The organism is Variovorax sp. UC122_21 (genome assembly GCF_044056785.1).
Lineage (GTDB): Bacteria > Pseudomonadota > Gammaproteobacteria > Burkholderiales > Burkholderiaceae_C > Variovorax.
Map to the genome: position 1 here is coordinate 5,649,507 of NZ_CP172004.1, position 17,644 is coordinate 5,667,150.

Below are 17,644 nucleotides of genomic sequence, written 5' to 3' on the forward strand. Positions count from 1 at the left end.
TTGGTGCGACGGCCTCTTTCGGTCGCGCCGCGCGGCGGAAGACTTACTTCGAATCTTCGGTGTGAGCGGCCGCTGCCTGCGGCTCGCCTGCCAGCGCGAATGATAGCGAGACTTGCGCCCCCGCTATAGCCCCGTCGACGACGCGGTTGGACAGCTCGATGCGCGCGCCATGCTCGTCGGCGATCTTCTTCACGACCGCGAGCCCCAAACCTGTACCTTTTGTTTTCGTCGTGACGTAGGGCTCGAAGGCGCGCTTGAGAATGTTCTCGGCGAAACCCGGCCCGCTGTCCTGCACGGTGAGGCGCACGCGCTGTCCCGAATCGCCGAGCCGCGTGCGGATGACGACCTCGCCGCGCCGACCGGTGGCACCGGCCGCGGCCTCGGCGGCGTCCTGCGCGTTCTGCAGCAGGTTGTGGATGACCTGGCGCAGCTGCTGCGCGTCGCCGCGGATCGGGCGGCAGCGCTCGTCGGGCTCGAAGCGCAACGCGATCGGCATGGCCTCGGCGTTGTAGAGATGGAGCACGTCGACCAGCAGCGCATTGAGGTCGACGGGCTTGAGGTCGGCGGCCGGCAGGCGCGCGTAATCGCGGAATTCGTTGACCAGCCGCTTCATCGCATCGACCTGGTCGACGATGGTCTTCACCGACTTGACCAGCACCGCCTGCTCGGGCGCGGCGACCTTGCCCGAGAGCTTCATCTCGAGCCGCTCGGCCGAGAGCTGGATCGGCGTGAGCGGGTTCTTGATCTCGTGCGCGAGACGCCGCGCGACTTCGCCCCAGGCCTGCGCGCGCTGCGCCGAGACGATCTCGGAGATGTCGTCGAACACCAGCAACCGCGCGGCCCCGGGCAGCTCGGCACCGCGCGCCACGATGTTGATGGCGCCCTCCTGCTGCGGCAGGTCGGTGCCGGTGGCGTGCAGCTCGAAGGCATGCTGCCAGTGGTCGAGGCCATGCTGCATGCGCTCGACGAGAAAGTCCTCGAACTGCTGCTGCACGGCCGCGCCGAAGTCGGCCAGGCCCGGCACCTCGGTGAGCGGCTGGCCTTCGTAGGCAGCCAGCGGCGCGCGCAGCACGCGCGTGGCGCCGGGGTTGGTCGACAGCACGGTGCCGGCGGCATCGAGCACGATCACGCCCGAGGTCAGGTTGTCGAGGATGGTCTGCAGGTTGGCGCGCGCGGCATCGAGCTGGCCCATGGTCTTCTCGACCGCGGTGCGCGCCTCGGCCAGTTGCTGCGTCATGACGGCGAAAGAGCGCGTGAGGCCGCCGAGCTCGTCCTTGCCCTGCGACACGGCCGTGGGCCGCAGGTCGCCGGCGGCCACCTGGCGCACGCCGTCGGCCAGCACCAGCAGCGGCCGCGCGAGCTGGTTGCCGAACAGCACCGCGAGCAGCACGGCACCGAACACCGCGAGGAACAGACTCAGCGTGAGCGTGCCGATGTACATGCGGCGCAGGCCCACGCGCCCGAGCGCGCGCTCCTGGTATTCGCGATTGGCCTTGTCGACCGCAAGCGCGTTGGCCACCACGTTGGGCGGCAGCGGCCGCGTGACCTGCAGGAAGCGCGGCGCGGCATCGAGGTCGAAGCCCGGGCGCTGCACCATCGCGAGCGCGCGCACGGTGGCCGGCGGCAGCAGGATGCCCGGCGGCGGTTCGTCGAGTCCCTCGATGTGGGCGATCGCGCGGTCGGCGCGCACCTGGCGCAGCTGCTGCGGCGTGGGCCGCTCGGGATTGAGCTGGAAGCGCGAGGCGCCCGCGGTGGCGATGAGCTGGCCCGCGTTGGTCCACAGCACCACGTCGGTGGCCTCGAGCTGGTCGCGGATGCGTTCGAGCGCGAGGCCCGCGCTGGCATCGGAGACCTGCGCGAGCTGGCCGCCGGCCGCGCGCGTCTTGGCCGCGAGGTCGTCGGACAGCGCATCGAGCGTGGCGCGCCCGAGGTTCAGGCCCGAGTTCAGCGCGCCCTCGACCTTGACGTCGAACCAGCTCTCGATCGAGCGCTCGACGAACTGGTAGGACACGACGTAGACCAGCGCGCCCGGCACCACGCCCACCAGCGCGAAGATGGCGGCGAGCTTGATCAGCAGCCGGCTGCCGAACTTGCCCTGCCGCAATCGGCGCAGCAGCCGGAACGCGACCCAGCCGATCACCAGCACCAGCACCACCGCCACCACGACGTTGATGCCGAACAGGCGCACGTAGTAGCGCTCGTAGAGCTCGCGGTTGTTGGTGGCCTGGGCCAGCAGGAACATCAGCACCAGGCCGATGGCGGTGACCAGCGCGGCGCCGACGCCCACGGCCCAGCGCATCGCGCGCGAGCGGCGCGCGGCGGGCGTGGCCGCGGCACCGCTGCGCGGCTTCGAACTCACCGCTGCTTCTCCACCGCCAGGCGCGCGCTGCGCTCGGCGGAGATGTTCCAGTCGGCCTGGCCGGCCACGCCGATCTGGAACGGCCGCGGCAGCTGCGAGGTGTCGAGCCGGAAGCGGAAGGTGACCTGGTGCAGCGGGTCGTCGCCGATCTCGGCCGGATCGCCCATGCGCAGCCGGCCCACGCGCCGCACGGCCTCGAGCGCGTCGGCGAGGCTGTCGAAGTTCTGGTTCAGCGACAGGCTGAAGCTGGCCGAGCCCGACAGCGGCAAGGGCGAGACGTTGAGCCGCCAGCGGCGGGTCAGCGGCTGGTAGGCCAGCCGCATGTGGCGCGTGGCCTGCGCGACCTTGCGGTCGGTCCAGTACCAGCGCTCCTGGAACATCTCGGCCTCGGCCACGAAATAGATCGCGATGCCCTTGTCGAGCACGTCCTCGACCAGCGAGGGCAGTTCGAACTGCACGGCGGCATTGAGGTAGACGGCATCGTCGGATTGCTCGAGCCGCATCTGGGTGACGGCGGCGGCGTTGCGCGACTGGGCCAGCACGGGCGGCGCCAGCACCGTCAGCAGCAGTACGACCACCAGCGCCAGCAGCACGAGCCACCGGGGCTTGCGCGGTTCAACCCGGGTGCTTTTCAAGCAGGGCGTAGAAAAAGCCGTCGTGGTCACCCAGGGGATTGTCCGGGACGCCACGGGCATTCGCCCCGCTTTGAGGCAGCAAATGCCCCGGCGATGGCAGCAATCGGGCGTCGGTGTTGTGTGCAAGAAACGCATCGATCTGTTGCGAACCCTCTTCCCGAAACACCGAACAGGTGCAGTAAAGCAGCCGTCCGCCGGGCCGGACCAGAGGCCAGAGCGCCGCCAGCAGCGCGGCCTGCTGCAACGCCAGCTGGGCGGTGTCGCTCTCGCGGCGCAGCCAGCGCACGTCGGGATGGCGGCGCACGATGCCCGAGGCGGTGCAGGGGGCGTCGAGCAGGATGGCGTCGAAAGGCGTGCGGTCCCACCAGTCGGCGGGGCGGGCCGCGTCGGCCACCACCACCTTGGCCCGCAGGTCGAGGCGGGCCAGGGTCTCGTCGATGCGGCGGCTGCGCACGGCGTCGACCTCGAGCGCGGTCAGTTCGAGCGCATCGGGACCCGCGAACTCGAGCAGGTGGGCGGTCTTGCCGCCGGGCGCGGCGCAGGCGTCGAGCACGCGCAGCCGCCGCTCCGATGGCGCCGCGAGCCCGTCGAGCAGCAGCGGCGCGGCCAGCTGGGCCGCGGCGTCCTGCACCGAGCAGGCGCCGTCGGCGAAACCGGGCAGCTGCTGCACCGGCCGCGCGCGCGCGAGTTGCAGCCCGCCGAGGGCGACCGGCGTGGCCGGCATGTCAAGTGCCGCAAGTTCGTTGCGGTAAGGGCCGGCTGCGGTCTTGCGCAGGTTCACGCGCAAGGTCATCGGCGCCTGGGAATTGTCGGCCTGCAGCACGCGCTGCCAGTCGCGCGGATGGTCGCGCTTGAGCTTCTCGATCCACCAGCGCGGATGGTTCCAGTGCGCCACCGGTTCGGCATCGGTCGCGGCCACGAGCTCGTCGCGCTCGCGCAGGAAGCGCCGCAGGCAGGCGTTGATGAAGCTGGCCTGCGCGCGCGTGGCCGGGTTGCGCTTGGCGGCCTCCACGGTCTGGTCGACCAGCGTGAAGGGCTCGTAGGGCGACTGCTCCGCGTCCCAGGCCAGTGCGAGCGCGGTACACAGCAGCGCATCGGGCAGCGGCGGCGGCGTGCGCTTGGCGAGGTGGCGGCGCAGGGCCTCGGCGCGGCCCAGCCAGCGCAGCACCTGGAAGCCCAGCGCCTGGACGCCGGGGCGCAGCGCCGGTTCGACGGCCTCGAAGGCGACCGAGCCCGAGGTGCCGGCGCGGATCGACGCCAGCGCCCCCGCGGTCAATTGCAGTTGGCGCCAGAGCGGCGGTTGCAGCGGCGGGTTGCCGCTGTGCGAGGGGTCAGATGGAAGAGCAGGCAATGCGGGCGATGTTAAAGGGCCCGGATGTCCGCCACCCGGGCAATGTCATGAATGGAATTGGCGGCCGAAGTTCAGTCAGTGCAGCGGCGCCGCGGGCCTCAGACGCACGGCCCATGCCACCAGCAGCGCCGGAAACTGCGCGATCGCCGCGTTGTAGCTGGCGACCGCGAGGTTGAACTGGGTGCGCGCGATCTCGGCGGCGGCCGAGGGCTCGGGCCAGGCCATGGGCTCGGCCGCGATCGCGCCGGTGGCCGTGACCGGCACCAGCGCGTTCGCAGTCGTGGCCTGTCCCGCGGGACGCGACAGCGTGCCGTCGGGATGGAAGGCGGTCACCGCATCGGGATGCCGGCGCTGCCAGGCGGTCAGCAGCACCTGCAGCGCGGTCGCGAGCGCCGACATGCTGCCGGCCTCGAGCGGGCGCTGGCGGGTCGCGCCGAGCAAGGTCGCCATCTGCGTGGTCGCGGCCTGCAGCGAGGAGGCGCCCACCGCGGGCTCGGTCGATTCCTCGGCCACCGACGGCGCGCTCAGGCTGGCCTGCACGAAGTCGAGCTGGCGCGCCAGCGCGGCGTCCAGCGTGGCATAGGCCTGCAGGACCGACGCGCGCAGGCGCACCAGCCGGTTGTAGGCGCCGACGAACCAGAACAGCAGCACGGCCACGACGATCCAGCCAGCCAGCGAATCGGGCAACACGCTCATCGACGGCACTCCATGAAAAGCTGAAAAGGAAGACGGAAAGGGCCGGCGGAAAACCGCCGCCCCCATGAAAAACGCCTCCCGACCGCCAGGGCCGGGAGGCGTTCACGACCGGTCATGGCCGGGCGATGCTAACCAGTTATTCGGTCGCGGCGCCTTCGCTGGCGTCGACCGTGGTGGTGGCATCGCTGGACGAACCGGCGAGCTCGGCGGCTTCGGACTCGGCGATGGCGCGGCGCTCGGCCTCGTCCATCTCGTCCTTGGCCTTGCGTGCCTGGTGGTACGCCATGCCGGTGCCCGCGGGGATCAGGCGGCCGACGATGACGTTTTCCTTCAGGCCGCGCAGCTCGTCGCGCTTGCCCATGATCGCGGCTTCGGTCAGCACGCGCGTCGTTTCCTGGAACGAAGCGGCGGAGATGAACGAGTCCGTCGACAGCGAGGCCTTCGTGATACCGAGCAGCAGGTTGGTATACGTCGCGGGGATCTTGCCTTCGGCGCGCAGGGCGTCGTTGGTGTTGAGCATTTCGCTGCGTTCGACCTGTTCACCCGAGATGTAGTTGGTGTCGCCGACGTTGTCGACCACGACGCGACGCAGCATCTGGCGAACGATCACCTCGATGTGCTTGTCGTTGATCTTCACGCCCTGCAGGCGGTACACGTCCTGCACCTCGTCCACGATGTAGCGCGCGAGTTCTTCCGAACCCAGCAGGCGCAGGATGTCCTGCGGGTCCGCCGGACCGTCGACCACGCTTTCGCCCTTGTTCACCACCTGGCCTTCGTGCACCAGGATGTTCTTTTCCTTCGGCACGAGTTCTTCCCAGACCTTGCCTTCCGGGTCGGTGATCTGCAGGCGGATCTTGCCCTTCGTCTCCTTGCCGAACGACACGGTGCCGGTCATTTCGGCCAGCATGCCCTTGTCCTTCGGCGAACGGGCTTCGAACAGCTCGGCCACGCGCGGCAGACCGCCGGTGATGTCGCGGGTCTTCTGGCCTTCGACCGGAATACGCGCCAGCACTTCGCCGGGGCCCACGTCCTGGCCGTCGCGCACCTGGATCAGCGCGCCGATCGGGAAGCCGATCGTCACCGAGTGGTCGGTGCCGGGGATCTTCACCTCGGCGCCCGAGGCGTCGATCAGCTTGACCTGCGGACGCACGACCTTGGCGGCGCCGCGGCGCTTCGGGTCGATCACGACCAGGGTCGACAGACCGGTCACTTCGTCCACCTGCTTGGCGACCGTGAGGCCTTCCTCGACGTTCTCGAACTGGGTCTTGCCGGCGAATTCCGTGATGATCGGGCGCGTCAGCGGGTCCCAGTTGGCGAGCACGTGGCCGGCCTTGATCTGCTGGTCGGCCTTGACCGTCAGCGTCGCGCCGTACGGCACCTTGTGGCGTTCGCGCTCGCGGCCGTGCTCGTCATGGATGACGATCTCGCCCGAACGTGCGATCACCACCAGCTCGTTCTTGCTGTTGGTCACGTAGCGCATCGTGGCGTTGAAGCCGATCACGCCGTTGGACTTGGCCTCGACGCTCGAAGCGACAGCCGCGCGCGAAGCCGCACCACCGATGTGGAAGGTACGCATCGTGAGCTGCGTGCCCGGTTCGCCGATCGACTGCGCCGCGATCACGCCGACCGCTTCGCCGTTGTTCACCAGGCCGCCGCGGCCGAGGTCGCGGCCGTAGCACTTGGCGCAGATGCCGAAGCGCGTGGCGCAGGTCAGCGCGGTGCGGACCTTGACTTCGTCCACGCCGTCGGCTTCGATGGCGTCGATCGTGTCCTCGTCGAGCATGTCGCCGGCCTTGACCAGCACGGCACGCGTCTCGGGGTGCAGCACGTCCTCGGCCACGCTGCGGCCGAGGATACGGTCGCGCAGCGATTCGATGACTTCACCGCCCTCCACGATCGCGCGCATCAGCGCGCCGTCGTGCGTGCCGCAGTCCTGCTCGATCACCACCAGATCCTGCGTCACGTCGACCAGACGACGGGTCAGGTAACCCGAGTTCGCCGTCTTCAGCGCCGTGTCGGCCAGACCCTTGCGGGCACCGTGGGTGGAGATGAAGTACTCCAGCACGTTCAGGCCTTCGCGGAAGTTCGCGGTGATGGGCGTCTCGATGATCGAGCCGTCGGGCTTGGCCATCAGGCCACGCATGCCGGCCACCTGGCGAATCTGGGCCGCGGAACCGCGGGCACCCGAGTCGGCCATCATGTAGATCGAGTTGAAGGACTCCTGCTCGACTTCCTTGCCGTGGCGATCGACGACCTTCTGCTTCGACAGCTTGGCCATCATCACCTTCGACACTTCGTCGCCGGCCTTGCCCCAGATGTCCACCACCTTGTTGTAGCGCTCGCCGGAGGTCACGAGACCGGAGACGTACTGCTGCTCGATCTCCTTCACTTCCTTGGCCGAGCGGTCGATGATGCCGTGCTTCTCGGCCGGCACCAGCATGTCGTCGATGGCGATCGAGATGCCGGCCTTGGTCGCGAGACGGAAACCGTTCTGCAGCAGCTTGTCGGCGAAGACCACGGTCTCCTTCAGGCCGCACTTGCGGAAGCTCACGTTGATGAGCTTGGAGATTTCCTTCTTCTTCAGCGCCTTGTTGATGTTCGAGAACGGCAGGCCCTTGGGCAGGATCTCGGACAGCAGGGCACGGCCCACGGTGGTGTCCACGAGCGAGGTCGACGGCTCGAATTCGCCGCTTTCCTTGTTCTTGGTGTACTCCGTGATGCGCACGGCGACCTTCGCGGTCAGCTCGACCACGTTGGCGTCGAGCGCGCGCTGCACTTCACCGATGTCCGAGAACATCAGGCCTTCGCCCTTGCCGTTGATGCGGTCGCGGGTCGTGTAGTACAGACCCAGCACCACGTCCTGCGAGGGAACGATCGACGGTTCGCCCGAAGCCGGGAACAGCACGTTGTTGGAGGCCAGCATCAGCGTGCGGGCTTCCATCTGCGCTTCCACCGACAGCGGCACGTGGACGGCCATCTGGTCGCCGTCGAAGTCGGCGTTGAAGGCCGCGCAGACCAGCGGGTGCAGCTGGATCGCCTTGCCTTCGATCAGGATCGGCTCGAAGGCCTGGATGCCCAGACGGTGCAGCGTCGGAGCGCGGTTCAGCATGACCGGGTGCTCCTTGATGACCTCTTCCAGGATGTCCCAGACCACCGGCGTGCCCGATTCGACTTCCTTCTTGGCAGCCTTGATCGTGGTCGCGATGCCCATGGCTTCGAGGCGCGAGAAGATGAAGGGCTTGAACAGTTCGAGCGCCATCAGCTTCGGCAGGCCGCACTGGTGCAGCTTGAGCGTCGGGCCCACCACGATGACCGAACGGCCCGAGTAGTCGACGCGCTTGCCCAGCAGGTTCTGGCGGAAGCGACCGCTCTTGCCCTTGATCATGTCGGCCAGCGACTTGAGCGCGCGCTTGTTGGCGCCCGTCATGGCCTTGCCGCGGCGGCCGTTGTCGAGCAGCGAGTCGACGGCTTCCTGCAACATCCGCTTCTCGTTGCGCGCGATGATTTCCGGAGCCTTGAGCTCCAGCAGGCGGCGCAGACGCGAGTTGCGGTTGATGACGCGGCGGTACAGGTCGTTCAGGTCGGAGGTCGCGAAGCGGCCGCCGTCCAGCGGCACCAGCGGACGCAGGTCCGGCGGCAGCACGGGCAGCACGTCGAGCACCATCCAGTTGGGCTTGATGCCCGACTTGCGGAAGGCCTCGAGCACCTTCAGGCGCTTGGAGTTCTTCTTGACCTTGACTTCGGAACCGGTCAGGTCGCCGCGCAGCTTCTCGATCTCGCTGTCGAGCTCGATGCCCTCCAGCAGGTCCTTGATGCCTTCGGCGCCCATCTTGGCGATGAACTCGTCACCGTATTCCTTGCGCTTCGTGTCGTAGTCGTCCTCGGACATGATGCTGAACTTCTTCAGCGGGGTCATGCCGGGGTCGGTCACCACGTAGGCTTCGAAGTACAGCACGCGTTCGATGTCGCGCAGCGTCATGTCGAGCACGAGGCCCAGGCGCGACGGCAGCGACTTCAGGAACCAGATGTGCGCGCAGGGAGCGGCCAGGTCGATGTGACCCATGCGCTCGCGGCGGACCTTGGTCTGCGTGACTTCGACGCCGCACTTCTCGCAGATCACGCCGCGGTGCTTGAGGCGCTTGTACTTGCCGCACAGGCACTCGTAGTCCTTGATCGGGCCGAAGATCTTGGCGCAGAACAGGCCGTCGCGTTCGGGCTTGAACGTGCGGTAGTTGATCGTCTCGGGCTTCTTCACCTCGCCGAAAGACCACGAGCGGATCTTTTCGGGCGAAGCCATGCCGATCTTGATGGCATCGAAATGCTCATCCGGGGTGAACTGCTTGAACAGGTCGAGTAGCGATTTCATAAGACTCTATCCCCTTCGTTTACGAACGCTCGAGCTCGATGTCGAGACCCAGCGAACGGATTTCCTTGACCAGCACGTTGAACGATTCCGGCATGCCGGCTTCGATCGAATGCTCGCCCTTGACGATGCTTTCGTAGACCTTGGTACGGCCCTGCACGTCGTCGGACTTCACGGTCAGCATTTCCTGCAGGACGTAGGCAGCGCCGTACGCTTCGAGCGCCCACACTTCCATTTCCCCGAAACGCTGGCCGCCGAATTGCGCCTTGCCGCCCAGCGGCTGTTGCGTGACCAGCGAGTACGGGCCGGTCGAGCGGGCGTGCATCTTGTCGTCCACCAGGTGATGCAGCTTCAGGAAGTGCATGTAGCCGACGGTGACGGGACGCTCGAACTGGTCGCCGGTGCGGCCGTCGAACAGGTAGGCCTGCGTGCGCGTGTCGGTCAGGCCCTTGGCCTTCGCGATGTCGTCCGGGTAGGCCAGCTTCAGCATGCCGCGGATTTCCTCTTCCGAGGCACCGTCGAACACGGGCGTCGCGAAGGTCGCGCCGTTCTGCAGGTTCGCCGCCATCTCGAGCACTTCGCCGTCGCTCAGCGAGGCGATGTTCTCTTCGCGGCCCGAGCCGTTGTACAGCTGCTCCATGAACTTGCGCAGCTCGGCCGCCTTGGCCTCCTGCTGCAGCAGGTCGCCGATGCGCTGGCCGATGCCCTTGCCGGCCCAGCCCAGATGCACCTCGAGCACCTGCCCCACGTTCATCCGCGAGGGCACGCCCAGCGGGTTCAGGCAGATGTCGCACGGCGTGCCGTCGGCCATGTGCGGCATGTCCTCGATCGGAACGATCTTCGACACCACACCCTTGTTGCCGTGGCGGCCGGCCATCTTGTCGCCGGGTTGCAGGCGGCGCTTGACGGCCAGGTAGACCTTGACCATCTTGAGCACGCCCGCGGGCAGCTCGTCGCCCTGCGTGAGCTTCTTGCGCTTCTCTTCGAACGCGAGGTCGAAGCTGTGGCGCGTCTGCTCGAGCGAGTTCTTGATCGATTCGAGCTGCGAGGCCACTTCCTCGTCGGCCGGACGGATGTCGAACCAGTGGAACTTCTCGACCGACGACAGGTAAGCCTTGTCGAGCTTGGTGCCCTTGGCGAGCTTGTTCGGGCCGCCGTTGGCGGCCTTGCCGATCAGGAGCTTCTCGATCCGGTCGAACGCGTCGGCCTCGACGATGCGAAGCTGGTCGTTCAGGTCGAGGCGGAAGCGCTTGAGCTCGTCGTCGATGATCTGCTGGGCGCGCTTGTCGCGCTGGATGCCTTCGCGGGTGAACACCTGCACGTCGATCACGGTGCCTTGCGAGCCCTGGTCCACGCGCAGCGAGGTGTCCTTCACGTCCGAAGCCTTCTCGCCGAAGATGGCGCGCAGCAGCTTCTCTTCCGGCGTCAGCGTGGTCTCGCCCTTCGGCGTGACCTTGCCCACCAGCGTGTCGCCGGGCATGACTTCGGCACCCACGTAGATGATGCCGGACTCGTCGAGGCGGTTGAGCTGCTGCTCGGCCAGGTTCGGGATGTCGCGCGTGATTTCCTCGGCACCGAGCTTGGTGTCGCGGGCCATCACCACCAGTTCCTCGATGTGGATCGAGGTGTAGCGGTCGTCGGCCACGATGCGTTCGGAGATCAGGATCGAGTCTTCGAAGTTGTAGCCGTTCCAGGGCATGAACGCGATCAGCATGTTCTGGCCCAGGGCCAGTTCGCCGAGGTCGGTCGATGCACCGTCGGCCACCACGTCGCCCTTGGCGATCTTGTCGCCGCGCTTGACGATCGGACGCTGGTGGATGTTGGTGTTCTGGTTCGAACGCTGATACTTGATCAGGTTGTAGATGTCCACGCCGACTTCGCCGGCCGCGGCCTCGTCGTCGTTCACGCGCACCACGACACGGGTCGCGTCGACGTAGTCGACGATACCGCCGCGGGTGGCCGTGACCACGGTGCCGGAGTCGACCGCGGAGACGCGCTCGATGCCGGTGCCGACCATCGGCTTCTCGGGACGCAGCACGGGCACGGCCTGACGCTGCATGTTGGCGCCCATCAGCGCGCGGTTCGCGTCGTCGTGCTCGAGGAACGGCACCAGCGAGGCGGCCACCGACACAATCTGCGCGGGCGACACGTCCATGTACTGGATGCGCTCGGCACCGACCAGGATCGATTCGCCGGCTTCACGCGCCGAGACCAGGTCACCGGTCAACACGCCGTCCTTGTCCAGGGCCGCGTTGGCCTGGGCGATGACGTACTTGCCTTCCTCGATGGCCGACAGGTAGTCGATCTCGTTCGTGACCTTGCTGTCGACCACGCGGCGATACGGCGTCTCGATGAAGCCGTATTCGTTCAGGCGGGCGTACAGGGCCAGCGAGTTGATCAGGCCGATGTTCGGGCCTTCGGGCGTTTCGATCGGGCACACGCGGCCGTAGTGGGTCACGTGCACGTCGCGCACTTCGAAGCCGGCACGTTCACGCGTCAGACCGCCCGGGCCAAGGGCCGACACGCGGCGCTTGTGGGTGATTTCGGACAGCGGGTTCGTCTGGTCCATGAACTGCGACAGCTGCGAGGCGCCGAAGAATTCCTTCAGCGCGGCCGAGATCGGCTTGCTGTTGATCAGGTCGTGCGGCATCAGCGGCTCTTGCTCCGCCTGACCCAGACGTTCCTTCACGGCCTTCTCGATACGGGCCAGGCCGGTGCGGTACTGGTTCTCGGCCAGTTCGCCGACGCAACGCACGCGGCGGTTGCCGAGGTGGTCGATGTCGTCGACTTCGCCGTTGCCGTTGCGCAGGTCGACGAGGATCTTGACGACGGCCAGGATGTCCTCGTTGGTCAGCACCATCGGGCCGGTCGATTCGTCGCGGCCGACCTTGGCGTTGAACTTCATGCGGCCGACGCGCGACAGGTCGTACGTGTCCGGGTTGTAGAACAGGCGCTGGAACAGGGCCTGCACCGCGTCTTCCGTCGGCGGCTCGCCGGGGCGCATCATGCGGTAGATCGCCACGCGCGCGGCGAACTCGTCCACCGTTTCGTCGATGCGCAGGGTCTGCGAGATGTACGCGCCCTGGTCGAGTTCGTTGGTGTAGATGACCTGGATGTCCTGCACGCCGGCGCCGCGCAGCTTCTTCAGCAGCGCTTCGGTCAGCTCGTCGTTGGCCTTCGACAGGATCTCGCCCGAGTCGGCATCGACGATGTTGCGTGCGATCACGCGACCGATCAGGAAGTCTTCCGGCACGCTGATGTGCGTGGTGCCCGACTGCTCGAGTTCGCGCGTGTGGCGCGCGGTGACCCGCTTGTCCTTGGCGACCACGACCTTGCCCGACTTATCGGTGATGTCGAAGCGCGCGACTTCGCCGCGCAGGCGCTCGGAGACGAACTCCATCTGCGCGCCGCTGTCCATCAGGCGGAAGTTGTCGTTGACGAAGAAGTTCGCCAGGATCGATTCCGGGTTCAGGCCGATGGCCTTCAGCAGGATCGTGACCGGCATCTTGCGGCGACGGTCGACGCGGAAGTACAGCATGTCCTTCGGGTCGAACTCGAAGTCGAGCCACGAGCCGCGGTAGGGAATCACGCGGGCCGAGAACAGCAGCTTGCCCGAGCTGTGCGTCTTGCCCTTGTCGTGTTCGAAGAACACGCCCGGCGAACGGTGCAGCTGCGAAACGATCACGCGTTCCGTGCCGTTGATGATGAACGAGCCCTTCTCGGTCATGAGCGGCACTTCGCCCATGTAGACCTCTTGCTCCTTCACTTCCTTGACCACCTTCGACTGCGAGGTCGACGACTCGCGGTCATAGATGATGAGCTGGACCTTGGCGCGCACCGCCGAGGCGAAGGTCAGACCACGGGTCTGGCACTCGCGCACATCGAACGCCGGCTTCGCCAGGTTGTACTCGAGGAACTTCATCTCGACGAAACCGTTGTGCGAGACGATCGGGAAGGCAGCGTCGAACGCGGCCTGCAGGCCTTCGACGGTGCGTTTCTGGGGAGCGATGCCCGCTTGCAGGAACGCCGTGTAGGCGTCCTTCTGCATCTGCAGCAGGTAGGGAATTTCGACGACGCTGTCGCGGCTGCCGAAACTTTTTCGGATGCGCTTGCGTTCGGTGTAACTGTACGCGGACGATTGGGCCATGAGAGCTCCGGTGCTTGAGATCTTCAGCGACTTGTCAGCAATGCCGGGACGAACGGCACCACTGCTTGGCGGCTGGCCACTACCAGCCGTTGGCGGACAGCGATGCGTTGCACATCGCCCGAACCAAGGGGTCTTCTGCAGTCGGGGTCAGAAGACACTCAAAAAACGTCTTGATTTGGCATTTCCCTCGACCTCCTGGTCTCCGGGAAAGCCTCGGTGAGGCTTTTCCGGAGTCCTTCGGGCCTCCGGGAAAGCCGGCATCAAGCCGACTTTTGAGTGCGCTCTGAAAGCGGCAAAGGCTGGAGGGCCTTTTTCAGGCACCTCCAGCCCTCGAGGGGGTCTGAATTACTTCAGTTCCACCTTGGCGCCGGCTTCTTCCAGCTTCTTCTTGGCAGCGTCGGCGTCAGCCTTCGACAGGCCTTCCTTGACGGCCTTGGGAGCGGCTTCCACCAGGTCCTTGGCTTCCTTGAGGCCCAGGCCGGTGATTTCGCGCACGGCCTTGATGACCGACACCTTGTTCGCGCCGACATCGGCCAGCACGACGTTGAATTCGGTCTTCTCTTCGACCACGGCAGCGGCTGCGCCACCACCTTGGGCCGGAGCCGACATTGCAGCGGCGCTCACGCCGAACTTCTCTTCGATGGCCTTGACCAGGTCGTTGAGTTCGAGGACCGTCATGCTGTCCAGCGCGGTCAGAAATGCGTCTTTATCGAATGCCATTTTGGTTTCCTAACAATTGGGTTGAATTTTTCAAACGCAAGGCTTGGCTATCAAGCCGCCTGCGCTTCTGCCGGTGCTTCGTCGGCGGGTGCAGCTTCGCCACCACCGCGCTTCTCGGCCAGCGCCGCGAGCACGCGGGCGGTACGAGAGATCGGCGATTGCATCAAGCCCAGCAGTTGCGCCAGCAGCACTTCCTTGGAAGGGATGTTGGCCAGTTGCTTCACGCCGTCGACGTCCAGGGCCTTGCCACCGAATGCGCCGCCGCGAATCACCAGCTTGTCGTTGGTTTTCGCGAAATCGGCCACCACCTTCGCGGCGGCCACAGCGTCTTCGGAGAAGCCATAGATCAGCGGACCGGTCATCTGGTCGCCGACGATCTCAAACGCGCTGCCAGCCACAGCACGGCGGGCCAGGGTGTTCTTCAGAACACTCAGGCTCACACCCTTGCTGCGAGCTTCGCTGCGCAGTTTGGTCATGTCGGCCACCGTGATGCCACGGTATTCCGCCATCACGAGCGTTTGAGCTTTTGCGGCGAGGCTGGTCACTTCAACGATGACCGCTTCTTTCTCACTGCGATTCAGACTCAAGGTCTACTCCTTTTCAATGCGGTCTTCGGTTGTTTCATGAACCTCGGACCGCGCCTCATGCAGCGACCAACTGTTTTGGAACCCATTCGTCAGAAAACTCGAATTCCTTGCAGCGGGATCGCCATCTGCGCTGGCTGCCCGGCGGGGGCCGGGCGATTAAGTGCAGGCGACCTGCACACCAGCGGTCTTGGATGGCCCGCGGCAACCGAAGCCGCCGCGACCCACCACATTCGCCCTGCCCCGTTCCTCGCGGAACCGGGCCGGGCCAATCTACTTTTGCCTTCGCTCCTGCCCGGGATCAGGCAGCGGCGATGGTCTGCGTGTCCACGCGGACACCCACGCCCATCGTCGACGACACGGCGACCTTGCGCAGGTAGACACCCTTGCTCGAGGCCGGCTTGGCCTTGACCAGGGCATCGATCAGCGCGGCGAGGTTGCCCTGCAGCTTGTCGCTGTCGAACGAACGACGACCGATCGTGCCGTGCACGATGCCGGCCTTGTCGACGCGGAACTGCACCTGGCCAGCCTTGGCGTTCTTCACGGCGGTCGCGACGTCGGGCGTCACGGTGCCGACCTTCGGGTTCGGCATCAGGCCGCGCGGGCCGAGGATCTGGCCGAGCGTACCGACCACGCGCATCGCGTCGGGGGCGGCGATCACGACGTCGAAGGGCATGTCGCCCGCCTTGACCATGGCAGCCAGGTCGTCCATGCCGACGATGTCGGCGCCGGCGGCCTTGGCTTCTTCAGCCTTGGCGCCCTGGGCGAACACGGCCACGCGCTTGGTCTTGCCGGTGCCGTTGGGCAGCACGACGGCGCCACGCACGACCTGGTCCGACTTCTTCGCGTCGATGCCGAGCTGCACGGCCACGTCGATCGATTCGTCGAACTTGGCGGTGGCGGCTTCCTTGACGATGGTGATCGCGTCAGTCAGCGGGTACAGCTTGGTGCTGTCGACCTTGCCTTCGAGCGACTTCTGCTTCTTGGTGATCTTGGCCATTTACACGCCCTCCACATTCACGCCCATGGAACGGGCCGTACCAGCGATGGTGCGAACCGCGGCGTCCATGTCGGCAGCGGTCAGGTCCTTCATCTTGGTCTTTGCGATCTCTTCGAGCTGAGCGCGCGTGATCTTGCCGACCTTGTCGGTGTGCGGGCGCGCGGAGCCCTTGTCGAGCTTGATGGCCTTCTTGATCAGGACGCCAGCGGGCGGCGACTTGATGATGAAGGTGAAGCTCTTGTCGGCGAAGGCGGTGATGACCACCGGCAGCGCCAGACCCGGCTCGTAGCTCTGCGTCTGGGCGTTGAACGCCTTGCAGAATTCCATGATGTTCAGACCGCGCTGACCGAGTGCGGGACCGATCGGCGGGGAAGGGTTGGCCTTACCAGCTGGCACTTGCAGCTTGATGAAGCCGACGATTTTTTTCGCCATGCTTTGCTCCTTGCGGGTGATATCGCCAAGGCCTGTGGCCTGGGCTCCCCGGGGTGAACGACTCTTCGATCAAGGCCGCGCGCCGAGTCGGATAGCGCACTGCCGGAATAGGGCCCGATCCGGAGACCGGGCGGGCGTCAGGTCTTCTCGACCTGGCTGAATTCGAGTTCCACCGGGGTGGCGCGGCCGAAGATCATGACCGAGACGCGCACCTTGCTCTTCTCGTAGTTGACTTCCTCGACCGAGCCGTTGAAGTCGGTGAACGGACCTTCCTTGACGCGCACGAGTTCGCCCACGGTGAACTCGACCTTGTGGCGCGGCTTCTCGGTGCCCTGCTGCATCTGACTGACGATGTCCTCGACCTCTTTCTGCGAGATCGGGGCCGGACGGTTCTTGGCGCCGCCCACGAAGCCCGTCACCTTGTTGGTGTGCTTCACCAGGTGCCAGCTCTCGTCGTCCATGATCATCTCGACCAGCACGTAGCCCGGGAAGAAGCGACGCTCGGTGGTGCGCTTCTGGCCGTTCTTGATCTCGACCACTTCCTCGGTCGGGACCAGGATGCGGCCGAACTTGTCCTGCATGCCGGCGCGGTTGATGCGCTCGGTGATGTTCCGCTCGACGGCCTTCTCCATGCCCGAATAGGCATGCACCACGTACCAACGCAGATCGGGATTGGCAGCGGGCGCAAGGACGGAGGCGTTTTCCTCCGGCGGCGTGGTTTCAACAGCGTCGTCGGTCATTGGTTCTTACTTTTTCCAGCCCAGAATGAGGTCAAAAAACACCCATTCGAGCGTTTTGTCGGTGAGCCAGAGGAAGACGGACATGATCGCCACGAAGGCGAACACATAAGCCGTCATCTGCATCGCTTCCTTGCGGGTCGGCCAGACGACCTTCTTGACCTCGCGCCACGAATCGCGGCCGAAAGCCCAGAGCTGGCGGCCGTTCTCCGAACTGCCGAAGGTCGCCACGGCGGCGGCCAGGCCCACGAGCAGCGCGGCCCACTGAACCAGCGAGCCCTGGCGCGACAGCAGATAGAACGCCACGATGGCGCCCACTGCCAGCAGTGCTGCCACGGCCAGCTTGGCCTTGTCGGCACCGGTGCTCACGGTTTCGATTTGAGAAGTGGCCATGTTCGGCTGATTTCCTGCGGCCTCTCGGCCTCAATTCACGTCGCCGCGTTGAGACGGCGAAGCCCGTCGGGTCTCGACGGGCTTTTTTGCCTTCCCGCCGGAGGCCGGCGGGTCGTTTTCGGAGGCCACCCTAGGTGGCAGGGGCAGTAGGAATCGAACCTACAACCTTCGGTTTTGGAGACCGACGCTCTGCCAATTGAGCTATACCCCTCCGTTACTCTTGCCCG

Annotated in this window: 12 protein-coding genes and 1 tRNA gene; all 13 read right to left on the minus strand. The window is 66.1% G+C overall.

Annotation, left to right across the window (positions count from 1 at the left end; all coding sequences use genetic code 11):
- Positions 1 to 43 precede the first annotated feature (43 nt).
- Positions 44 to 2,359, minus strand: coding sequence for an ATP-binding protein (locus tag ACHMXE_RS39335; protein ID WP_203204175.1), 2,316 nt, complete (start codon positions 2,357 to 2,359; stop codon positions 44 to 46).
- Positions 2,356 to 2,994 (minus strand): DUF4390 domain-containing protein, encoded by a 639-nt coding sequence (locus ACHMXE_RS39340; protein WP_395349039.1) that lies wholly within the window; start codon positions 2,992 to 2,994, stop codon positions 2,356 to 2,358. The genes ACHMXE_RS39335 and ACHMXE_RS39340 overlap by 4 nt, the downstream gene beginning before the upstream one ends.
- Positions 2,975 to 4,345 (minus strand): 16S rRNA (cytosine(967)-C(5))-methyltransferase RsmB, encoded by a 1,371-nt coding sequence (rsmB, locus tag ACHMXE_RS39345; RefSeq protein ID WP_395349040.1) that lies wholly within the window; start codon positions 4,343 to 4,345, stop codon positions 2,975 to 2,977. The genes ACHMXE_RS39340 and rsmB overlap by 20 nt, the downstream gene beginning before the upstream one ends.
- 75 nt (positions 4,346 to 4,420) lie before the next feature.
- Positions 4,421 to 5,041: a lema family protein gene (locus ACHMXE_RS39350; protein ID WP_395349041.1), complete on the minus strand. Its 621-nt coding sequence runs from the start codon at positions 5,039 to 5,041 to the stop codon at positions 4,421 to 4,423.
- Positions 5,042 to 5,177: 136 nt separating this feature from the next.
- Positions 5,178 to 9,407, minus strand: coding sequence for a DNA-directed RNA polymerase subunit beta' (gene rpoC, locus ACHMXE_RS39355; RefSeq protein WP_203204172.1), 4,230 nt, complete (start codon positions 9,405 to 9,407; stop codon positions 5,178 to 5,180).
- Positions 9,408 to 9,426: 19 nt separating this feature from the next.
- Positions 9,427 to 13,551 carry a DNA-directed RNA polymerase subunit beta gene (gene rpoB / locus ACHMXE_RS39360; RefSeq protein ID WP_203204171.1) on the minus strand — a complete coding sequence of 1,375 codons (4,125 nt, stop codon included), beginning with the start codon at positions 13,549 to 13,551 and terminating at the stop codon, positions 9,427 to 9,429.
- Between the two features lie 345 nt (positions 13,552 to 13,896).
- Positions 13,897 to 14,271: a 50S ribosomal protein L7/L12 gene (gene rplL / locus ACHMXE_RS39365; RefSeq protein ID WP_203204170.1), complete on the minus strand. Its 375-nt coding sequence runs from the start codon at positions 14,269 to 14,271 to the stop codon at positions 13,897 to 13,899.
- Positions 14,272 to 14,321: 50 nt separating this feature from the next.
- Positions 14,322 to 14,858 carry a 50S ribosomal protein L10 gene (gene rplJ, locus ACHMXE_RS39370; protein ID WP_203204169.1) on the minus strand — a complete coding sequence of 179 codons (537 nt, stop codon included), beginning with the start codon at positions 14,856 to 14,858 and terminating at the stop codon, positions 14,322 to 14,324.
- Between the two features lie 298 nt (positions 14,859 to 15,156).
- Positions 15,157 to 15,855, minus strand: a complete 699-nt coding sequence (gene rplA / locus ACHMXE_RS39375; RefSeq protein ID WP_057596630.1) for a 50S ribosomal protein L1 — start codon at positions 15,853 to 15,855, stop codon at positions 15,157 to 15,159.
- On the minus strand, positions 15,856 to 16,287 hold the full coding sequence (rplK, locus tag ACHMXE_RS39380; protein ID WP_019658337.1) for a 50S ribosomal protein L11: 432 nt from the start codon (positions 16,285 to 16,287) through the stop codon (positions 15,856 to 15,858). It lies immediately after the preceding gene.
- A gap of 137 nt (positions 16,288 to 16,424) precedes the next feature.
- On the minus strand, positions 16,425 to 17,027 hold the full coding sequence (gene nusG, locus ACHMXE_RS39385; RefSeq protein ID WP_064262260.1) for a transcription termination/antitermination protein NusG: 603 nt from the start codon (positions 17,025 to 17,027) through the stop codon (positions 16,425 to 16,427).
- Positions 17,028 to 17,033: 6 nt separating this feature from the next.
- A complete protein-coding gene (gene secE / locus ACHMXE_RS39390) occupies positions 17,034 to 17,417 on the minus strand; it encodes a preprotein translocase subunit SecE (protein WP_093353725.1) in 384 nt (127 codons plus the stop codon).
- A gap of 135 nt (positions 17,418 to 17,552) precedes the next feature.
- Positions 17,553 to 17,628: transfer RNA gene (locus ACHMXE_RS39395), tRNA-Trp, on the minus strand.
- Positions 17,629 to 17,644 lie beyond the last annotated feature (16 nt).

Excerpts from the sequence above, each read along its gene's own strand:
- ACHMXE_RS39350 (WP_395349041.1), bottom strand. The coding sequence starts at position 5,041 with ATGAGCGTGTTGCCCGATTCGCTGGCTGGCTGGATCGTCGTGGCCGTG.
- rpoC (WP_203204172.1), bottom strand. The coding sequence starts at position 9,407 with ATGAAATCGCTACTCGACCTGTTCAAGCAGTTCACCCCGGATGAGCAT.
- rpoB (WP_203204171.1), bottom strand. The coding sequence starts at position 13,551 with ATGGCCCAATCGTCCGCGTACAGTTACACCGAACGCAAGCGCATCCGA.
- rplL (WP_203204170.1), bottom strand. The coding sequence starts at position 14,271 with ATGGCATTCGATAAAGACGCATTTCTGACCGCGCTGGACAGCATGACG.
- rplA (WP_057596630.1), bottom strand. The coding sequence starts at position 15,855 with ATGGCCAAGATCACCAAGAAGCAGAAGTCGCTCGAAGGCAAGGTCGAC.
- rplK (WP_019658337.1), bottom strand. The coding sequence starts at position 16,287 with ATGGCGAAAAAAATCGTCGGCTTCATCAAGCTGCAAGTGCCAGCTGGT.
- nusG (WP_064262260.1), bottom strand. The coding sequence starts at position 17,027 with ATGACCGACGACGCTGTTGAAACCACGCCGCCGGAGGAAAACGCCTCC.
- secE (WP_093353725.1), bottom strand. The coding sequence starts at position 17,417 with ATGGCCACTTCTCAAATCGAAACCGTGAGCACCGGTGCCGACAAGGCC.